General features: G+C 68.7%; 13 protein-coding genes. 5 read left to right on the top strand and 8 right to left on the bottom strand.

Going from position 1 to position 16,451, the window contains the following annotated elements:
* Positions 1 to 38 precede the first annotated feature (38 nt).
* Positions 39 to 995: a patatin-like phospholipase family protein gene (locus tag E8A74_RS28015; protein ID WP_170229430.1), complete on the top strand. Its 957-nt coding sequence runs from the start codon at positions 39 to 41 to the stop codon at positions 993 to 995.
* A 19-nt stretch (positions 996 to 1,014) separates the two neighbouring features.
* Here the strand turns inward: E8A74_RS28015 and E8A74_RS52780 are convergent, their stop codons facing one another.
* Together E8A74_RS52780 and hisF are read right to left on the bottom strand one after the other, a co-directional pair.
* A complete protein-coding gene (locus E8A74_RS52780; RefSeq protein WP_170229421.1) occupies positions 1,015 to 2,967 on the bottom strand; it encodes a hypothetical protein in 1,953 nt (650 codons plus the stop codon).
* The gene (hisF, locus tag E8A74_RS28025) at positions 2,964 to 3,758 is read right to left on the bottom strand and encodes an imidazole glycerol phosphate synthase subunit HisF (protein WP_136932152.1); all 795 of its coding nucleotides are present in this window, start codon (positions 3,756 to 3,758) and stop codon (positions 2,964 to 2,966) included. Before hisF ends, E8A74_RS52780 begins: the two co-directional genes overlap by 4 nt.
* A gap of 177 nt (positions 3,759 to 3,935) precedes the next feature.
* Between hisF and E8A74_RS28030 the strand changes: the two genes are divergently transcribed.
* Complete coding sequence (locus tag E8A74_RS28030; RefSeq protein ID WP_136932153.1) at positions 3,936 to 4,691, top strand: sensor histidine kinase; 756 nt, start codon at positions 3,936 to 3,938, stop codon at positions 4,689 to 4,691.
* A 315-nt stretch (positions 4,692 to 5,006) separates the two neighbouring features.
* On the opposite strand, the gene E8A74_RS28035 is transcribed toward E8A74_RS28030, so the two are convergent.
* From E8A74_RS28035 to E8A74_RS28050, 4 genes are all read right to left on the bottom strand, one after another.
* Positions 5,007 to 5,792, bottom strand: coding sequence for a hypothetical protein (locus E8A74_RS28035; RefSeq protein ID WP_136932154.1), 786 nt, complete (start codon positions 5,790 to 5,792; stop codon positions 5,007 to 5,009).
* 127 nt (positions 5,793 to 5,919) lie between these two features.
* Entirely contained in the window at positions 5,920 to 7,071 is a 1,152-nt protein-coding gene (locus E8A74_RS28040; protein ID WP_136932155.1) for a sensor histidine kinase, read from the bottom strand.
* A 92-nt stretch (positions 7,072 to 7,163) separates the two neighbouring features.
* The gene (locus E8A74_RS28045; protein ID WP_211365463.1) at positions 7,164 to 8,708 is read right to left on the bottom strand and encodes an ATPase domain-containing protein; all 1,545 of its coding nucleotides are present in this window, start codon (positions 8,706 to 8,708) and stop codon (positions 7,164 to 7,166) included.
* Complete coding sequence (locus E8A74_RS28050; protein WP_136932156.1) at positions 8,663 to 8,956, bottom strand: hypothetical protein; 294 nt, start codon at positions 8,954 to 8,956, stop codon at positions 8,663 to 8,665. The genes E8A74_RS28045 and E8A74_RS28050 overlap by 46 nt, the downstream gene beginning before the upstream one ends.
* A 718-nt stretch (positions 8,957 to 9,674) precedes the next feature.
* Between E8A74_RS28050 and E8A74_RS28055 the strand changes: the two genes are divergently transcribed.
* Positions 9,675 to 11,954 carry a M4 family metallopeptidase gene (locus tag E8A74_RS28055; protein ID WP_232379777.1) on the top strand — a complete coding sequence of 760 codons (2,280 nt, stop codon included), beginning with the start codon at positions 9,675 to 9,677 and terminating at the stop codon, positions 11,952 to 11,954.
* Between the two features lie 58 nt (positions 11,955 to 12,012).
* Here the strand turns inward: E8A74_RS28055 and E8A74_RS28060 are convergent, their stop codons facing one another.
* Positions 12,013 to 12,732 (bottom strand): hypothetical protein, encoded by a 720-nt coding sequence (locus E8A74_RS28060; RefSeq protein WP_136932157.1) that lies wholly within the window; start codon positions 12,730 to 12,732, stop codon positions 12,013 to 12,015.
* 757 nt (positions 12,733 to 13,489) lie between these two features.
* Between E8A74_RS28060 and E8A74_RS28065 the strand changes: the two genes are divergently transcribed.
* Both E8A74_RS28065 and E8A74_RS28070 read left to right on the top strand, forming a co-directional pair.
* Positions 13,490 to 13,900, top strand: a complete 411-nt coding sequence (locus tag E8A74_RS28065) for a hypothetical protein (protein WP_136932158.1) — start codon at positions 13,490 to 13,492, stop codon at positions 13,898 to 13,900.
* Complete coding sequence (locus tag E8A74_RS28070; protein ID WP_136932159.1) at positions 13,897 to 15,687, top strand: FAD-binding protein; 1,791 nt, start codon at positions 13,897 to 13,899, stop codon at positions 15,685 to 15,687. Before E8A74_RS28065 ends, E8A74_RS28070 begins: the two co-directional genes overlap by 4 nt.
* Positions 15,688 to 15,701: 14 nt before the next feature.
* Here E8A74_RS28070 and E8A74_RS28075 read toward each other — a convergent pair whose 3' ends face one another.
* Complete coding sequence (locus E8A74_RS28075) at positions 15,702 to 16,445, bottom strand: hypothetical protein (protein ID WP_136932160.1); 744 nt, start codon at positions 16,443 to 16,445, stop codon at positions 15,702 to 15,704.
* Positions 16,446 to 16,451 lie beyond the last annotated feature (6 nt).

Genomic DNA, 16,451 nt, shown 5'->3' on the forward strand with positions numbered 1-16,451 from the left:
CCCACCCCGGATACCCTGTCCGATGGAGGGCTCGTGTCATGGAGATCCGGAATCTCGTGTTCGAGGGTGGGGGGATGAAGGGGATCGCGTATGCCGGGGCGATCGCGGAGCTCGAGCGGCGGGGGCTGCTCGGGGGCGTCACGCAGGTCGCCGGCGCCTCGGCGGGCGCGATTACGGCGGCGTTCCTGGCCGTCGGCGTCGACGCCGCGGAGCTCGAAAAGATCTTACGCGAGACGGACTTCTCCGATTTCATCGACGGCAGGGGCTGGCTCATCGGGGACGCGAAGCGCCTCCTCGACAGCTATGGCGTGAACCCGGGCAAGACCGCCGAGGATTGGATCCGCAACCAGATCGCGCACCTCACCGAGCGCCTGACCGGCCGTCCCCAGCCCGACCTTACCTTCGCCGAACTCGCGGGCCTCGTCGCTGCGTACCCTGGCCGCGCGCGCGGCCTGTACGTCGTCACGACGAACCTCTCGCAACGCATGACCGAGGTCTTCTCGGCCGCGTCCCATCCCGACGTCCCTTTGTACAAGGCCGTGCGCATATCAATGAGCATTCCGCTCTTCTTCGAGGCGTATCCCTTCAACGGGGACCTCTACGTCGACGGCGGCGTCTCGTGGAATTACCCGATCGACCTCTTCGACCGCCTCCGCAAAACCCCGGTCCTCGGCGACCAGCCGCGTGGGCCGGCGGTCGAGGAGGGGACGCTCGGCTTTTGCCTCGGGACGAAGGCGGAGAACGAGGCCGCCAGCAAGGATTGGCGTCTCCCGCGGATGGAGATCCACGAGTTCAAGGACTACGCCAAGGCGCTGGTCTCGTTCATCCTGACCTCGTCGACCCTCTTGCACCTCGACGAGGCCGCGCTCGCGCGGACGATTTTCATCGACGACGCGGGCGTCTCCACGACCGAATTCAAGCTGCCGAAGGCGACGCAGGACATGCTCGTCGCCAATGGCGCGGCGGCGACGAAGGCATGGTTCGATCGCGGGTAACGCCGCGCCGAATCGCGCGTTACTCCCCCTCGTCCGTCGCGGCCACGGGCTTCGCGGCGGCGTCGCTCGGCGCCGCCTTCCAGAGCTCTGGCACGCGCGCAAAAATCCCCGGCTTGGCCCAGGCGAGCGCGCCCGTCCCCGCCAGCACCACCAAAAGGAGCGCGAGCGGCACGAGCACCCGCGCCCCCATTCTGCGTTGCACCGGCACCAGCGGCGCCGGCAGGATCTCCGCCGGCTCCTTGGGCGCCTGGGGCAGCCATTCCGGGCTTTTTCCCTCGGGCCGCGCCGCGATCCGGATCGCCGGCACCACCTCCGGGGCATAAGGCGTCGGCACGAGCCCCGCGAGCTCCTTCAAGCTCGACGCCGTCGCCCGGAACATCGCGTCCTCGCCGCCCTCCGGCAGCGCGAATCGCTTGAGAAGCTCATCCACGCGGTCCGGCCCCGCCTTCACGGGCGCCGCTGCCACGGCCGCCTCCGCCGGAGCCTCCTCCACGATTGCAATCGGCGGCGCCGCAGACGCCACAGGCTCCGCAGCCACCACGGGCTCCACCACGATCGCAGCCTTCACGGATACCGAAGGCGCCACCGACACCGACGGCTCCACCGACGCGGGCGGCTCCGTCGCGGGGGGTTCGAGCGCCTCCACCATGCTCGAGAATCCCGACAGCGACAGCGCTTCCACGCCCTTTTCCACGGCGGGCGAAGGCAAGGGCGTGAGCACCTCGAACTCGAAGCTGAGCAACTCCTCGGCCGAAGGCGGCAGCTCCGACGGCACCCCATGCACAACAGCCGGCGCTTCCTCGACGCGCGCTGCCTCGACGCGTACCGACGGCGCCACCATCGGCCGCGCCGATGCCGGCGGCGGCGTCGGCGGCCGCATCCCGAGCCCGACCGGCCAGGGCAATGTCGACTCGTGGGTCACGCGTCCCCCAGCGTCCTTCACGGACACCGGCGCGGCCGCGGGCGACGCCGAGGGCGGCGGCACGAGCTCGACCGCCGCTTCCCGCGCCGAAAGCAACGTCGAATCGGACATCGTGGGCGCCACGGGTGCCGCGGCTTGCGCGACGACCGGCTCCGAAGCGGGCAACACCGCGGCCGCCGGGCTCGACGGTTCACTCTCGGCCGGCGCTTCCAGCAACGCGAGATTGACGCTGCAAAGCGGCGTCGCGTCCGTCGTTTCGAGGGACATCGGGTCCTGGAGCGTGGGCGTCGCCTCGCGCAGCGGGCCCGAGGGCGGCGCGGTGAAGAGCAGATCCGGCGATAGGGAAGGGATCTCTGCGATCGAAACGGGTCGTTTCGATACGGCCACGGGAGCGGGAGCGGGAGCGGAAGCGGGAGCGGGAGCGGGAGCGGGAGCGGGAGCGGGAGCGGGAGCGGGAGCGGGAGCGGGAGCGGGAGCGGGAGCGGGAGCGGGAGCGGGAGCGGGAGCGGGAGCGGGAGCGGGAGCGGGCGCGGCCACGGGCGCAGGCGCGACCACGGCCACCGGCGCCTCCACCACGACCGGCGCCGGCAGCGGCGCAGGCTCCACACAAAGCCCTGCTTCCACCGCGCGCGCCGTCTCCTTCGCCAGCCTTGCCAGCGTCCGCTTCGCAGCACCTCGATTCAAGGGCACCAGCGCGGCCTCGATCTCCGCCGCCACCATGCCCGGACCTCGCTCGGCGGCCTGCGTTCGCGGCCTTGCCACCGCAGAGAGCCCCGGCGCTCCGCCCGCCGTCACCGCGAGCAGCCTCGCCAGAAGCTCCCGCAGCCCACGCGCGGCCTCCGGACCCGACAGCACCTCGCCTTGTCGGTCCACCAGAACCATGCCCTCGGCCGAGAGCGTCACGGCTTTCGGGTCCACCCGGATCGGCAGATTCCCGAGCGCGTCACAGAGCGAAAGCACGAGGTAACCCGCGCTCTCCGGCACCATCGCCGCGGCCCGCGCGGATGCGGCCCCGAGGACCTCCGTCAGCGTCACGTTCGCCCGATTCACGACCCACCTCTCCTCGGTTCCCCAAGCCGCACAGGTACCCCGCGTCCCGCGAGGTACGCCTTCGCCTCCGCCACGGAGTACGTCCCGTCGTGGAAGATCGACGCGCACAGCGCCGCGTCCGCCCCTCCCTCGACGAGCCCCTCGTACAGATGCGCGAGCGTCCCCACGCCCCCTGACGCGATCACCGGCACGCGCACCGCGTCCGCCACGGCCCGCGTCAGCGCGAGATCGTAGCCCGCCTTCGTCCCGTCCCGGTCCATGCTCGTCAGCAGGATCTCCCCCGCCCCGAGCTCCGTGATCCGCTTCGACCACGCCACCACGTCGAGCCCCGTCTCCCGCCGGCCCCCGTGCGTCACGACGGTCCAGCGTGCCGGGGTTTCTTCGGTCCCAACCCTCCGCGCGTCGATCGCCACCACGATCGCCTGCGCGCCCCAGCGCGCCGCCGCCCGCTCCACGAGCTCGGGCTCGCGCACCGCGGCCGTGTTGATCGCGATCTTGTCGGCGCCCGCGTCGAGCAGCGCCTCGATGTCGCGCTCGCTCCCCACGCCGCCGCCCACCGTCAGCGGCACGAAGATCTGGTCCGCCGCCGCGCGCACCATGTCGAGCAGCGTCCCGCGCTTCTCGTGCGAGGCCGTGATGTCGAGGAAGGTGATCTCGTCCGCGCCGGCCTCGTCGTAACGCCGGGCGGCCTCGACGGGGTCGCCCGCGTCCCTGAGCCCGACGAACTGGACGCCCTTGACGACGCGTCCGTCCTTCACGTCCAGGCACGGGATGATGCGCTTGGCCAGCACACAGCGCGCTTAGCGCCCGTGAGGCCCGAGGGCCAACTTCCCGGCCGCCCCGCGCAGGCAGGCGGACCCGTCCTCGTCCGGGGGCGTCGCCGCGCACCTGGATGATTTCTTGATGCGTTCGCCTGGCGCCTTGACGTCCCCTTGATGCGAGCGCGCCTAGCTTTTCGCCATCGAGCCATGGAACACGACACGCAACCCGACGAGCCCCGCGCTGCGCCTCCGGATCTCCTGATCCTCCTTCGTCCGAATGGAACCGTGCTGGGAGGCGCCGGCGGCGTGCCCACGACGTGGCTCGAACGCCGCCCCGACGGGCCCGCCGTGAGCGAGGCCGTGGCGAAGGCCTGCGAGGACACGTGCAGCGACGCGGGCGCGGGCGTGGTCGCCTTCCGCCGCGTCGTCGCGGAGGTCGATGGGCAGCTCCGAACGTTGCTCCTCGTCTCGGTGGACGCGCTCCCCATGCGCCGCTCGCTCGTCCGCGTCCCGGACCTGCTCATGACCACCCTCGACCGCTTCCTCTCGCAGGCGCGAGCGGCGGACGTGGAGCTCGCGCTGCACAAGGATCCGAGCCTGCCGCCCGTCCTTTACGGGGACGAAGAGAAGCTCGCGTGGCTCCTCGCGACGCTCCTCGGAAATGCGGTCCGCCTCGCCGCTTGTCCGGACGCCGCCGCGCCTCGTGTCGACCTCGCGGCGAGCTTCGATCGCGCGACGAACGAGTTCGTCTTCATCGTCTCCGACAATGGCCCCGGCATGCCCGAATCCACGCGGCGATGGCTCTTCGAGCGGGATCCACGCACGGGGCGCTCCGCCGGCCTCGCGCTCCTCATGGTGAAGGACGTCGTCGTCGCGCATCACGGCTCGATCGACGTCGCGAGCCGCGTCGGCGAAGGGAGCCGTTTCACCGTGCGTATCCCGCGGGGCCACGCCCGGGCCTAGCAGCCTGTGGACTTATCTGCTGCGCGCCCCGAATCGTCGGTCGACATCGCTCGAAATCCTTGAGGATTCCTCGCTCCGTCGCCCTAGCTTCGGGGCGCTCGCGACGATCATTCCACAGGCTGCTAGAGCATCGAACGGTTCGATGCTCTGCGAGATCGCGAAGCGAGCTCGCCTCGGGGGGTGAATCGACCGGGCTTGGCCCGGGCGAGAGGGGGACGCGAGGCGTCCCCCTCGGGACGAAAGAAGCCTAGAACATCGAGCGGTTCTTGAACCGATCGATGTTCTAGCGAGACGAACAGCTCCGCGGCGCTCGGGTCAGGTATCGACCGGCGCGTCGTCCTCGTCGCCGCCCCTCTCCCCCGCGTACCGCCGCTCCGCCCGCTCCGACGCGCGCATCACCGGCCTCCGGATTGCCTCGATGTACTCGGCCGGCGCCTCCGACAGCTCCAGGTTCGAGAGCACCTGCGTCACCACCCGCAGCCACAAGCTGCGCGCGGCTTGCGGCGACAGCGCGCCCTCGGGCTTCGCCGCCTCCTTCGCGAGCAGCTCCGTGCGCGCGTTCTCCAGCTCGGCCAGCCGCGCGCCCGCCGCGATCCACGCGTCCACCACGTCGCGCAGCGTGTGCGGCGGCGCGCCCGCCGGGATCTCCCCGAGGAACTCGACCATCCACGGCTCCTCGTCCCGGATGAGCCGCGCGACCCGCGCCGTGTTGCCCGACTCCGCGAGCAGCGACGCATTCACGATCGCGAGGCCCGTCGGGAACAACTTGCGCGAGATGTCCCGGGCCCGCGCCGCGCGCGCGAAGTCGGGCGGGTGCCCCGCGAGGTAGAGCTCGGCCCGCGCGTCGAGCGAGAGCGAGATCGCCCGCGCGAGGTGATCGTGCCGCGCGTCGACGAGGGTCTCCTCTTCGAGGATCGACGCGAGCGCCGCCGGCGTCGCCTTCGTCTGCGGGAGGGTGATCACGGCCTCGTAGACCTTCAACACCTTTCCGTGCAGCGGCGCGATCTCCGGGATGGCCAGGAACACGCCCTTGCGCTTCGTCTCGTCCACCCAGGGCGCGAGGATCGCGACCATCTCGTCGATGTTGAGGTGCTTCAGCAAAGTGAGCCTCCTGCCGTCAAGGATGCGTGCATGATGGTGTCCTTTTGGCGGGGGCTGTCAACAGCGGAGAGGTTGCGGGAGCGGGAGCGGGGCCTGAAACGGGGGATCCGTTGGATGTCCTTGCGGGTCAGCAGGAGGGGGAACGGCGTGGCAGACGCATCACAAAGGTTGTCGTGCCGCCGGCAGAGTGCGCCTCGAGCGTACCGCCGTGCGAGAGCACGATCTCGTGCGCGATGTAGAGGCCGAGGCCGAGATTCCCGGTCGCTGACTTCTCGTGCTGCTTTGCTCGGCGAAAGGGCTCAAAAATGAACGGGTGCACGTCCGCGGGAATGTCATCGCCCTGATTGCTGACCTCGACGATGACCTCCGCTCCTTCGGCATAGGCCTTGATGCGCGCGATCGTTCCCCACGCGGCGTGCTCGATCGCGTTGCCCGCGAGGTTCGAGAGGACTTCCGCCAAGCGATCCTGGTCCCATACGCCTGTCACGTCGCCTTCCACCTCCAGTTGGATGGTCGCCTCGAATTCCTCGACGACGTTTCGGCAGACATCACCCATATCGGTCGGCTGCGGGTCGATCGGGAACCCGCCGCCAAGACGAGCGCGCGTGAAATCGAGCATCTCGCTGATCATTCGGCTCATGCGTTGGCTGCTGCGGATGATACGCGCGGCCGTCTTGGCGTCGTGCTCGTCGACGTGGCCGCGCCGAAGCAGCGCGGCGGCGGACGTGACGATCGACGCGAGCGGGTTACGCAGGTCGTGCCCGAGGATCCCCATGAACAGCTCCCGGAACTCCGCGACCCTACGGAGCTCGCGCGCGCTCTCCTCTGCGCGCTCCATGGCCGCGTCCGCCGCGTCCGCCAGTTCGTGCGCACGAATCGTCGCGCGGACCATCCGCGCGTTCGCTTCACGCTGGTCGACGAGCAGCGAATCGACGTGAGCCCGTTCGCCGGTCAGATCCTCGTCGGTGGCTTGGCGTTCGTGCGCCAGAATGCCGGCCAGGTTACGCCGCCTCCGCTCCACGCGCTCGTGCGCGAGCATCGCATCCACGGCGGCTCGCTCGTCCAAGGGCCCGAGCGCCTCCGCGTCGCGGTCGTCGGCCTTGTCCCGTTCGATCCGCAGGCTCTCGTCCGTACGGGCGCGTCGCTGGTGGTCGGGGCGGTGCACGGATTCGATCGCGGAATCGGCCAGCCGCGCGAGCACTTCGTTCGGCTGGCCGAGCACGGCCAAGGAACGGATCGTCTCGTCGTCCAGCTCGACGACGATGCTTTGCTTCGCCATGACTCGCGCCCCTCGTGCGCCGACATCTACATTACTCGGTTCGCGCGTCAGGTGCACCGCCCTTCACGAAATCCCTCGTGGGCAGGCGGTTCTCAGCGCGTCCTGCGCCTCTTTCGTCCTCCTTTGCCCCTCTCCCCGCCGCTCGGACGCCCCGTGAGAAGCCCCTCGTATCCCTTGAGCGCTTGGCCGACGATGACCTCGCCATCCGACGAGATTTCGTACTCTCTCAGGTCTTTGCTGTGCTGGCTGGAGCGCACCTTCACGACCGCCATCGCTCGCTTGAGCTGCCCGTCAATCTCGACGTAGCGCTGCATGATGATGGCGTCCGTCAGGAACGCGATGCCCTGTGGGCTGAATCGAAGATCGTTGTAGGAGTCTGCGAGCTCGACCGTCGCCATGACCGTGACGCCGAGCCCCGTCAGCGCTCCCATCATTCGGTACAACGATTCGCGGAAGTCCTCTCGGAACGTGGGAGCGAGCGCCAGCTCCAAACCGGACAACGAATCGATCACCGCCCGCTTCGCGCCGAGGCGCTTCACGGCATTTTGAATCTCCAGCAATGTCTCGTCGATCGAGAGATCCAGCGGGCGCAGGTAAAGGACTTCCAACTTTTTCTGGCGGACCAGCTTCTCGAAATCCTCCCCGTGCGGCGTGGTCTGCAGATAATCGTTGGGCCGCTTTTCGAAGATGGCCACGATGCCATGTTCGCCACGCGTGGCTCCCTCGAGGATGAATTGATTGGAGAGCACCGTCTTCCCCGAGCCGGAAGGACCGGCGATCAGCGCGGAGTACCCGCGCGGGATGCCGCCTCCCATCATCTCGTCGAGGCCCTCTACGCCGGTCGAGAGGCGAACTTCGAGAGGGCGCTCGATGAGGACTTCCATCGGCTTGAGGAGCCGCGGGAAGACGCTGTAGCCCGCGTCCGTGATGCGGGCCGTGTGGAGTCCGGGGATCTGCGCCTGGCCGCGCGACTTCATCACCTGCACCTTGCGCACGACGGAGTTGCGCTCGACAGCCTGGTAGAGCCAGATGAGCCCGTCGGCCACCGTGAATACGGCGCTGTCGTGCTCGCCTTCTGCATACTCCCCGATGAGGAAGGAGGTGGCCTCGTAGCCCGTGAGCGCCAGCGCGAGGCGCTGCATGAAGTCCGTCAGCTCCCGCTCGCCGGTCGGCCCGGAGGCGAGCGCGCCTCGCACCATGGAGCGAAAAGAGTCCACGACGACGATTCCCGGATTCGACGCTTCGATCTCCTGCACGATGGCCTCCAGCACCTTCGCCATCCCGCCGTCGAGCGCCTGCTTGCCGAGGTGGATGAAACGAACCGAGCCGTCGCCCACTTTGGTAGCGTCGAAGAAAGTGTACTGCTGCTGATAGCGAAGCATCTTGATGGGAGGTTCGCCGATGACGGTGAAGTACACGGCCCTCCGCTCGGGGCTTGCGTTCGCGAACATGATCTGATGCCCCAAGGTCGTCTTGCCGCACCCTGGGCCACCGGCGATCAGATTCAACGAGAACTCCGGAACCCCACCGCCCAATACTTCGTCGAGGCCCGGCACCCCGGAGGACAAGTGTCGAATCGGAACGCGGTCGATCATGTTTCGTTCTCCGTGGGCGGCATCTCTTCGAGCGTCGGCCAAGCGCTGCGTAGCACCTGGGTCGTGAGTCGCTCTCCGATGAAGGTCGTGAGCAACGCGATGAAGGTTCCAAACAGGGCCGTGGCCGCCGCCATGGCGACGGCGGGATCTTGTGCCTGTAAACACGCGCAGAGCTCCGTCGAGCCTTCGAGGCGGGAGGACGCAGCGAGGCAAGCGAATTCACCTTGCGTCAGCTTCGCGCTACGCGCGAACAACAACCGGACGCCCTCGGCGCTCACGAGAGGGACCATGTGAGTATGGAGCTTCTCGTAGACTCGGCCGGCGGCCGTCGCAGTACGCTCGTCCGCGACGCCGGCCGCACCCTCGTGCACCAGCAATCGCCTGGCTGTCTCAAGCTGCGCCGGGGTTGGTCGGTTCAAGGATCCGCCTCGAGCATGGGACCTCTCGCCCTCATCTCTGCCCTGTTCATGGCGCGGAAGCAACCGTCGTGATCGTATCGGGTGCAAAGGGTCGGTCCCGACGACCCCCTCCACCACCTCGCTGTCTCTGCTTGATCCAAGCGAACTGGATGCCGCTCAGGGCGGTTCTGGACGGAGCATGAATCGCATTCCAACCGGCCGGAGAATTGGCGATCATGCGCTTCATGTCGGACCCCGGGACCCCACGGGCCCTCGCGAAGCTCGTCTCTGACACCTTGGCGGCGCGCCCGTTAGGCTCGGCGCCTTCGCGTACGTGTGATGTAACCGCTTGTAACCAGCGGCGCTCCTCGCCTCAATGTATACTGCCCTGCGCGGAGGCCACGACAAGGATGCGACCATCGAGCGCGGCTCGACGGATGCAAAGGAGACTGCATTGATTCGCAAGAAGCTCATGCGGGGTCTGGGTGTGACAACGGCGATCCTCGCCGCGGCGGCATGCCAAGGTACGGACGCGGGGGTGGACGATGGGCGCGACAGGCCCAGCTCAAACATCCCAGCGCATCTGGCAGCACTGCCGGCTGCGGAGGTGGTGCAGCTCGACGACGACGCGATCCCGCGGTTCGTGATAGGGAACCTCGGCCGCCTCGCGACGGCGGATCCCGTCGAAAAGACCGATTTCGGCGCGGTCCTCTCGGACATCGCCCCGGTGTTCCGCGCGGACGCGAGCGAGCTCTCGCTCCGGCGTGCTCGCACCGACGAGCAGGGAGACCAGCACGTCCGCTTCTCGCAGACCAAGAACGGCTTGCCCGTCCTCGGCGCGGAGCTCGTGCTTCATGTGCGGGACGGGGTGATCATCGCGGCAAACGGCGGCGCGCGGAGCGACCTACCGGCGGACGAGGTGCCCACCCTCGAGCTTTCGGAAGCGCTCGGCGCGGCCCGGGACGGCACCGAGGCGGCGGACGTCGTCGTGGGCGGCGAGGCGCCGCTCGCCTATTACGCTGCTGGAAAGCGGCTCGCGCTCGTGTATCAAGTCGACGTCCGCGGCCGGCTCGAGGACGGCACCCCGATGCGGGACACCGTGCTCGTGGACGCGACGGATGGCTCGATCGCGCTCCGGATCCCGCATATCCACACCGCCAAGAACCGGAAGGTGTATTCGGCCGGCAATCTCCCCGAGTTCCCGGGGTTCCCCGTCCTCCCGGGCACGCTCGTGCGGAGCGAGGGGCAGGCCGCGAGCAGCGATACCACCGTCAACGTCCACTATGACTGGCTCGGCAAGACGTACGACTGTTACAAGAACCTGTTCGGCCGCGACTCCTACAACAACGCCGGCGCTGCGATCGTCAGCTCCGTTCATTACAGCATCGACTACGTCAACGCGTACTGGGACGGGACGCAAATGGTGTTCGGCGACGGGGACGGCGTGACCTCCTCGAGCCTGGCCCTCTCCCTGGATGTGACGGCCCACGAGTTCACCCACGCGGTCACCGGCAGCGAGTCGAACCTCACCTCCTCGGGCGAGTCCGGCGGCCTGAACGAGGCGATGAGCGACATCTTCGGCGCGGTCTGCGAGTGGTACCGCGATGGCCAGGTCGTGAGCGGAAAGACGTGGATCGTGGGCGATGAAGTATGGACGCCGGCGATCCCGGGCGACGGCCTGCGCTACATGGCGAACCCTGCCCAGGACGGTGAATCCCTCGATTTCTACAACACGAACGCCGGCTCCGCCGACGTCCAGCTCAGCTCGGGCATCGCCAATCTGGCGTTTTACCTCCTCTCGCAGGGCGGCACCCACCCGCAGGGCAAGTCTTCCGTCCACGTGACCGGCATCGGCATCCTCAAGGCGGCCCGCGTCTTCTACAAGGCGAACGTCGACATCCTGACCTCGAGCGCGAGCTTCCTCGACGCCAAGACCGCGACGGTGCAGGCGGCGACGCAACTCGGGTTCACCCAGGCGGAGATCGACGCGGTCGCGAAGGCCTGGGACGCCGTCGGCGTCGTCCCGCCGCCGCCGCCCCCGGCAACGTCGCTCCAGAACAACGTGCCGCTGACCAACCAGAGCGGGGGCCTCGAAGGCTTCAAGTATTACACGCTCGACGTCCCCGCGGGCGCCACCAACCTGGTCTTCAAGACCAGCGGCGGCACCGGCGGCCTCTTCATGGACGTCCAGCTCGGCTGGCCTTCGTTGGGCCAGGCTTGCGTGTCGACCGGCAGCGGAACCTCGCTGACCTGCGCCGTTTCCAACGTCCAGGCGGGGACCTATTACGTGGCGCTCTTCGGCTTCCCCCCCTATTCGGGTGTCACCCTGAAGGGCTCGTTCACCGCGCCGGCGGCCACCACCGCCGATCTCGTGATCAACGAGATCGACTATGACAACGTCGGCACCGATAGCAGCGAATACGTCGAGATCTACAACCCGGCCGGCGGCGCCGTCAGCCTCTCCGGGTGCGCGCTGGTCCTCGTCAACGGCGCGAATGGCGCTGCTTACAGCACAGTGGACCTGAGCCCGGCCGGCTCCCTCGCCGCCGGGCAATACCTCGTGGTCGGGTCGAGCGCGGTGGTGGTGCCCGCCGGCGCGAAGAGGATCGATGTCCCCACGTCGACGAACATCCTTCAGAACGACACGGAGGGCGTGGCGCTGGTGTGCGGCGCCGCCGTCGTCGACAAGCTCTCCTACGAGGGCAGCGTCACCGCGGCGACCCTTCCGGGCGTGGGCACCGTGAGCCTGGTGGAGGGGACGGCGTTCGTCACCGCGGATAGCAACACCGTGACCCGCTCGCTTTGCCGCCTGCCGAACGGCGCTGATACGGACAACGCCTCGGTCGACTGGGGCACCTGCGCGAGCCTCACCCCGGGCGCTCCCAACTGAAGGACCGGCGGGCGGTCACGGCGGTTTTGCGAGCGAGGCGGGGACGCCGTTCACGACGTCACCCCGACGCCACCTCCTCCGTCGTGCTGCCCGCTGCGCCCGCGCTCCTCCTTCCCTTCGGCCCTGCGCCGAGCGCCTCGAAGCTCCCGCGTTTCACAGGGTCGTTCGCGAACTCCAGCCTTCCGGCGCCCTCGATCCGCGCGACCGCGGCGAGGATCCGATTCCCGACCCGATTCCGCTCCTGCGTCGTGAGCGGAGCGCTCGCGCGTCTCTGCTCCTGCTTCGCATCGGCATCCGTGATCGCGGCGAGCGCGAGCGCGAAGCCGTCGACGTCTTTTTGAACGATGCCGAGCGACGCGGCCTCGGCCGGTTTTTCCTTGGCGCGATCGAGGATCTGCTGGAGCGCGGCTTTCACGTCGGAAACGCTGTCCTTTCTCGTTCTCCTGCCCACGCCATAGGCACGTTTCACATCGACGGGCGCCTTGAGGCGGTGGAGGGCGGCGCGAACCTGCCGCGCGCGCTCGTGTCCGTCGGCGAGCGCGGCGAATTGCTCGCTCGTCGCGGCGACCGACTCGCTCCGGGCCTGCTTCGCGCCGGGGACGACGTCTCCGAAGCTCTCGATGTCGCTCATGAGGCCCTCGACCAGGCCCTCCGGCAGCCGCGGCGAGATCACGGCGGCGTGCGTGAGTGCCAGATGCAAAGCCTTGAGGCCGAGTTGCGTGATGGTGGTGAAACCCTTCCGGGGATAAGAGCTCGTCACGATCAAGGTGGCAGGCATGATTCCTCCCTCGACGCGATAGGGGGTTACGACGTCGCGTCGGGCGCGAGGGTGTGCACGAAGAATGCCAAGCTTCGAGGTTCTCCACGCGTAAGCGCGAACCGCTTGAAATCCAGCGGGAAAGACGGATCGCAGCGACGCGCGGGCCGGGGAGACGCACCGGCGGAACGGGGAACATGTCCAGAATTGTCCAGAATTGTCCGGAATTGTCCGGACACTTGGGGCGCCCTGGCGGAACACCGCCCCGCCGTCGCGGAACACCGCCCCGCCGTCGCGGAACGTCGACCCGCCGTCGCGGAACGTCGACCCGCCGTCGCGGAACACCGCCCCGCCGTCGCGGAACACCGCCCCGCCGTCGCGGAACGTCGACCCGCCGTCGCGGAACGTCGACCCGCCGTCGTGGAACGCCGCCCCGCCGTCGCGGAACGTCGATCCGCCGTCATGGAACGTCGACCCGCCGTCGTGGAACGCCGCCCCGCCGTCGCGGAACGTCGATCCGCCGTCATGGAACGTCGATCCGCCCTTGCGGAACGCCGACCCGCCCTTGCGGAACACTGGCTCGCCTTTGCGGAAGACAGCCGTGTGCGTCGAGGCATGCATGATGCTTGGTTGGCCCCGGCGTGAGCGAAAGCAGCAGCACGGCTCGTGTTCAGGCCGATGCACCCAAGGACGGCACGAACGTCGAGGAGGCGCCGATCGAACTCGAGCGTGCCGCCGGGCATCGGGGAGACCTATGAAGGGAGCGAGAGCGGTCATCGTGAGCGTCGTGCTGGGCTCGCTCCTCGGAGGCTCGTCGGGGTGTTACCGCTACTCGTGGCAGGCCCGCGGCGATCCGGGGCTGACCGACGTCCCCGTCGATGCGTACAATCCGCGCTCCGCGACGCGCTGGTCCTACGTATGGGGGCTGCTCCAGGACAAATGGGCCCCGACGGATTGTGCGGGCGACAGGACGGCTGGACCGTGTAGCAACCAGATCCCGATCTGCGGCGGTCGTCCCGTCGGTCGCGTCGACACGGCCTTCAGCGTCGGCTCTGCATTGTTGATGTTCTTGACGCTGGGAATGGCCGTCCCCGAGCACGTGACGATCTATTGCAGTACGGCGGGGACCATCTCGGTGCCGCCCGTCAAGCCTCCTCCGCCTCCTCCGCCGGAAGAGAGAAGACGATGACAACAGCACCTATCCATCAGCCCGCATTTCCGCCGGCCGAGGCGCCGGCGAACCTGCTGGAGCTACCGCTCGACGTGAAGCCGACGATGCGGAAGCGGAACGTGCCCGGCTTGCCAGACGAGTTCGAGCCCCTGGCCTCGGGCCCCTCGGGCGAGGACGAGCCCGCTGCGCGCGTCCGCGGGGTGCCGAAGGTCGACGTCCGTTACGACAGTCCGTGGAGCAACTGGCACAACTCGCTGGACGTGGGCGGCAGGGTGGAGCGACAACTCACGCCCTCGAACGCGTGGACGAAGGCGAGCGTCCAGGTGCCCTGGTGGATCGGTCTCATTGGCATGAAGGCTTTGCAGGGGATCGTGATCGAGGCCAGGGACAGGAAGAAGCGCGTGCGCGCCTTCGGCGGCGGCTGGTCGCTGAACAACGTCGCGTTCATCGACGAAGACCTCGTCAACACCGCCAATCTCCTGGACGGCCTCTGGTTCGTGGATGAGAACCGCAGGACGATTCCGTGGATGCTCGACCCGCATGCGACGGTCGATCCAGGCCGGCTCGTCCTCGCGCAGGCGGGCACCCGGATCAGCACGCTTCACGGCTGGCTGGAGTCGCGTCGCTTGTCCCTCCCGACGTGTGGTGCCAGCAATGGTCAGACGATCATTGGCGCCATCTCCACGGGCACCCACGGGTCCGCGTACGGCGTGGGCGCCATGCAAGACTATGTCAGGGGGCTCCACGTCATCGGCCAGGACGGCAAGTCGTTCTGGATCGAGCGCGAGAGCGGTCCGCCGATCGTCTCGCAGACGTTTTGCGCGTCGCTCAGCTCGACCCTCCGGCGCGACGACGATCTGTTCGACGCGGCCCTCGTCGGGTTTGGCTGCTTCGGCCTGATACACGGCGTTCTGCTCGAGGCGGTGCCGATGTACCTCCTCGAGAGGTTCGTGTACCAGCGCGATTTCGACGCCGCCATCAAGGCGGCCCTGACGCTGCCCCTCGAGGATTGGGAGACGACGGCGACGGCGCTTGGTCTCCCCTCGACGGAGAGACCCTACCACTTCGAGATCGTGCTGAATCCCTATCGCCTCGGCGCAGGCCAGAAGGGCGCGTTCGTGCGTGTCCTTTACCAGCGCCCCGTCCCGCCCTCCGGCGCGCTGCCGCACAGCAGCAGGCCCGACGGGACGACGCTGAACTCCGGGGAGCTCATCGGATGCATCAGCGTGATCTCCGAAGGTTTCTCGGCGCAGATCATGGGCGCGGCGCTTCAGCATCAGATGGAGTCGATCGTCGCGCCCACCCACGGCCGGGGGGTTCTCGGCACGTGCAGCCAGCATTTCGGTGACACCGAGCGCACCGGCCGCGGCATCAGCCTCGAGATCGGCGTGCCGCGCGCGCGGGCCGCGGACGCCGTCGATTTGATCCTGCAAGTCACGGCGCGGAAGGCCTTCGGCGCGCCGATCGCGCTGCGGTACGTGAAGGCATCGAGCGCCCTGCTGGCGTTCACGCGATTCGAAGACATCACCTGCACCCTCGAGCTGCCGGGGCTCGGCTCGAGGACGGCGAGCGAAGCGCACGCGATGATTTTCGATTTGTTTGCGCGGTCGAACATTCCTCACGCCTACCACTGGGGCCAGGGGCTGCCGGTGAACGGCGCGTGGGTGCGGCAGGCGTTCGGCCCGCGCCTCGATCGCTGGCTCGCTGCGCGCAGGGCATTCCTCACCACAGCCGAAGCGCGGTGGATGTTCTCGAATCCGATGATCGAGAGCCTGGGTCTGATGGACCCCCCGACCTGCGCGTGAAGATGCTGCTCGGTTCAGCCCCCGCCCGACATCTCGCGGTACTGCGCGACCGTGAAGCGCGCCCAGGCGCCACGCGCGTCGCGCAGGTGCACGGCCACGGGTTCGAGGGCGTCGAGCGCCCGAGGATGCAGCTTGCATTGCACCCCGCGCGAGCCGCGGCGATCCACGGCGAAATCGGGCGGCGTGTCGTCCTCCGCGGGCTCGGCCCGGGCCGCGGTCTTCGGCTGCGCCGGCGCGTCACGACCGCCTTGCAAGGCGCGCGTCGTCCGCAGCTCCAGCACCGCCGCCGGCCCGCCCGAGCCCGCGCGCCCGGCGTCGAGCGCGGTCGACGTAGGGAACACCGAGCCCGTCCGCCCGTTCACGCCGGCCCCGATCCCCGCGCGCAAAAGGACGTTGAGCCCGGCATAATTCGTCGTGTGATAAAGCGCAGAGCCGGACGCCAGCGTGACCGCGCCGGTCTTTCCGGGCGCTGCCAGCCGTTGCGCGGCGCCGGCGCCGCTCGTCCGAGCCACCGTGGCCGCATGCGGCGGCCGCTCCTTGCGCGCGCCGCCGGGCGTGGACGCCTTTCGTTGCACCGTGGCCGCGTGCGGCGGCCGCTCCTTGCGCGCGCCGCCGGGCGTGGACGCCTTTCGTTGCGCCGTGGCCGCATGCGGCGGCCTGCTCGGCCGTTTTCCGGGCTGCGCCGTCGTCGTTTTCCGCTGCACCGTCGCCGGATGCGGCGCCCGCTGCTTTTTCCCCTCGCCCTCGCCGTTCGCCATCGCCGC

Origin of the sequence: Polyangium fumosum (assembly GCF_005144585.1) — a bacterium.
GTDB lineage: Bacteria > Myxococcota_A > Polyangia > Polyangiales > Polyangiaceae > Polyangium > Polyangium fumosum.